The organism is Nodosilinea sp. LEGE 07088 (assembly GCF_015207395.1).
GTDB lineage: Bacteria > Cyanobacteriota > Cyanobacteriia > Phormidesmidales > Phormidesmidaceae > Nodosilinea.
In genome coordinates this window covers 1-3,028 of record NZ_JADEWX010000324.1, presented here as the reverse complement: position 1 = coordinate 3,028, position 3,028 = coordinate 1, and the positions used below count along the sequence as shown (strand labels likewise).

General features: G+C 52.4%; 2 protein-coding genes and 2 pseudogenes. 2 read left to right on the top strand and 2 right to left on the bottom strand.

Translation table 11 applies throughout. The annotated features are described in order from the left end of the window. Nucleotides 1-534, top strand: a pseudogene (locus tag IQ254_RS30555) (transposase); the annotation flags it as partial. Here IQ254_RS30555 and IQ254_RS30550 read toward each other — a convergent pair. Both IQ254_RS30550 and IQ254_RS30545 read right to left on the bottom strand, forming a co-directional pair. Then, nucleotides 463-2,127: a recombinase family protein gene (locus IQ254_RS30550; protein ID WP_193969897.1), complete on the bottom strand. Its 1,665-nt coding sequence runs from the start codon at nucleotides 2,125-2,127 to the stop codon at nucleotides 463-465. The pseudogene IQ254_RS30555 and the gene IQ254_RS30550 sit on opposite strands and share 72 nt — an antisense overlap. Further along, nucleotides 2,124-2,297, bottom strand: coding sequence for a hypothetical protein (locus IQ254_RS30545; RefSeq protein ID WP_193969896.1), 174 nt, complete (start codon nucleotides 2,295-2,297; stop codon nucleotides 2,124-2,126). Before IQ254_RS30545 ends, IQ254_RS30550 begins: the two co-directional genes overlap by 4 nt. Before the next feature lie 142 nt (nucleotides 2,298-2,439). On the opposite strand from IQ254_RS30545, the pseudogene IQ254_RS30540 reads away from it, so the two are divergent. Further along, nucleotides 2,440-2,994: pseudogene (locus tag IQ254_RS30540) on the top strand (IS256 family transposase); the annotation flags it as partial. Nucleotides 2,995-3,028: the final 34 nt, after the last annotated feature.

Genomic DNA, 3,028 nt, shown 5'->3' with positions numbered 1-3,028 from the left:
CACCTGAGCCAGGCTGAGGCTGACGATGAGGCCAACTCAGCACGCCCTAATAGCCGCAACGGCTACTCGAAAAAGACGGTGCAATCAACCCAAGGCGAGCTAGAGTTGGCGATTCCGCGAGATCGCAACGGTGAGTTTGACCCAATCTTGGTGCCGAAGCATCAGCGCCGCCTGTCGGGACTCGATGAGAAGATTCTGGCGATGTATGCCCGAGGCACCAGCACCCGAGACATCAGCGCTCAACTGGAAGAACTGTATGGCGCGAAAGTCGCCGCCTCGCTTATCAGTGAGGTTACTGATGCTGTCAGTGACGATGTCAAAGCCTGGCAGTGTCGTCCCCTCGATGAGGTGTACCCTATCGTCTATCTCGATGCCCTCTACGTCAATATCAAGGTGTCGGGGCGAGTCAGTAAACGGGCCGTCTACGTCGTCTTGGGGCTCACCGTGGAGGGCAACAAAACCCTACTCGGTCTCTGGATTGGGGAGGCGGAAGCCGAAGGCGCTAAGTTCTGGCTTAAGGTGCTCACCGAAATAGTCTATACGCAAATGACAAAACCGGGACTGTTCCCCTCTAAGACTGGTGGGAATGACGTAGCGAATCTCCACCTGTTCCTGGGTGACCACCACCCGGTCAATCAACAATTCAACCAGTTGCCGCTTCTGCTCAAAGGTGGCTTGTTCCAATCCCTGCTGGATCCGATGACAAAATGCCTCGGCACCTTGAGCCAGTTGCGTCATTTCTATGTGTTGGTGAGATTGAGCCGTCAATTGTCGCTCCTGAGTTGTCAAAGCTTGAAGTTGGGTTTCAAGGTCGGCCCGCCGTCGCCGGTACTCCTCTAGCGCAATGACCTCAGCGAGATAAGCCTGAGTCAGGCGTTCAATCTGCTGTTGTAAGCTCTTTTGAGCCTTGTGTAGCGTTGCGCAGCGGGCTTGCAATTCTTGGGGTAGCCATTGCCCATCTTGTAACCGTTCCATGGCATGAGCAATAGTTTCTGGGTGTTTTAGAACATGACATAAATCCTGCCATACTAAGGCTTCTAACTGTTGTGCCGGAGTATATCTTGCAGAACAACTTTTCCCTTCCTTGAGTCGTTTGACTTCACTTTTTTGTCTGCACCGATAGTATCGATATTTTTGATTTCGGGTCACTCCTGTGCAAGCGGTCTGGCAGCAACCGCAACTGACTAACGACCGCAGCAGGTAGTTGTGCGTTTTGTTGTTACGCTTTGCTGTTTGCCGATTATGTTGCAACTTGATTTGCACCGTTTCAAACAACTCTGGACTAACGATAGCCTCAATCTGCGTCACTAAAATCCACTCCGAAGCATCTCTAAGCCGTACACTCCCTCGTTCGCCTACCGGTTGGAGTGGGGAGCGCCGTTGTTGAGCAGGAGCACTTTGCTCACGATTCGCAAATACTTTCCCGATATACACCGGATTGGTCAGAATCAGCCGTAAGGTGCCACTGGTCCAAGCCCGCTTGCCACGCGGCGAGCAAATACCCAGGTCATAGAGATGTTTACTGAGTTGTGCCAAACTCATGCCTGGTTGAGTATAGCGGTTAAAAATCTCACCCACGACAGCGGCTTCAACCGGATTGACGCTGATGCCAGCCGCATCCCGGGGATGATCCAGGCTACTGCTGTAGCCATAAGGAGGATGGCTCCATGGTAGGAGCGTCCCAGCTTGCAGTTTCCGAAGCCGGCCCCGTCGCATCCGCTCAGCGATTAATGTCCGCTCATACTCTGCTACAGCCCCCCGAATCTGTAGCAAGAGTTGGTCGTGTGGATCCTCGCTCATGGGGCGATCCAAAAACTCCACTCGTACACCATGGGATTGAAATTCTTCAATCAGCAGCGTTTGATGGACGAAATTTCGGGATAAGCGATCTGGCGCGGTCAATAAAATTCGCTCGACCTTGGCCATGGCCACTTCGTCTCGGAGTTGATCCAAGCCAGGTCGCTTCAAGCGAGCGCCGCTGTAGCCGTCATCTCGAAAAATCTGCTCAGGCTGGATCTCCCAATTCTGAGTCTTGGCGTAGTGCTGTAAACGTTCCAGTTGCTGCTCAATGGTCTGCGTTTGGCTCTGCTGCTGAGTGGAGACTCGAACATACATGGCTGTACTCATAGGGATACTCCAAATGATTTCACGTCAGACACAACTTCAGATTGAATCCTGGCAGTGTTCTCCTTGGGCACCACTGCCATGGGCAGCAGCAGTTGATAGGCGTTGTCCCAGCGTCGCTGACCATCGTCCTGCTCAATGAACTGCCGCTTGAGGCTCCACTTTCGTTTCATCTGAGCTACTCCGAGACACAATTGTCCTCAGAGCATCGTTCAGGTCATCCTACGTTCGACGGTTCAACGGAACCCGACTCCGACTCAAGCTGAGATGGATATCACGCACAAAGCAAAATTTGTCATTTGTGATTAGTCCATTGACCTCAAGAACCGAGGGCTCAAGGATATCCTGATTGCCTGTGTGGATGGCCTCACAGGCTTCCCCCAGGCCATTGAGGCGGTCTATCCCGACACCCAGGTCCAGTTGTGCATCGTTCACCTAATTCGCAACTGCTTGCGCTATGTCCCTTGGAAAGACAGCCGAGCCGTGGTCGTTGACCTCAAGCCCATCTACCAAGCCGCGACGCTAGCCGAGGCTGAAGTGGCCCTCGATACCTTCGCGGCCAAGTGGGATGAGCAGTACCCTGCCATTAGCCAGATCTGGCTTCGCCACTGGGACAACATCATCCCTATCTTTGATTACCCCATGGACATTCGCAAGGCGATCTATACCACCAATGCCATTGAGTCTCTCAACCGATCGCTGCGCAAGGTCATTAAAACCAAGGCCGTCTTCCCCGATGAAGAGTCCGTCTTCAAACTGATGTATTTAGCCATGAACAATATTGCCAAACGATGGACAAGGCCCATCAAAAACTGGAGAGCTGCGCTTTCACATTTTGCTATCCTGTTCCCAGAACGCTTCAAAATCTAAAATTCAAGGCTTACACAAAAACTTGAACACTCTC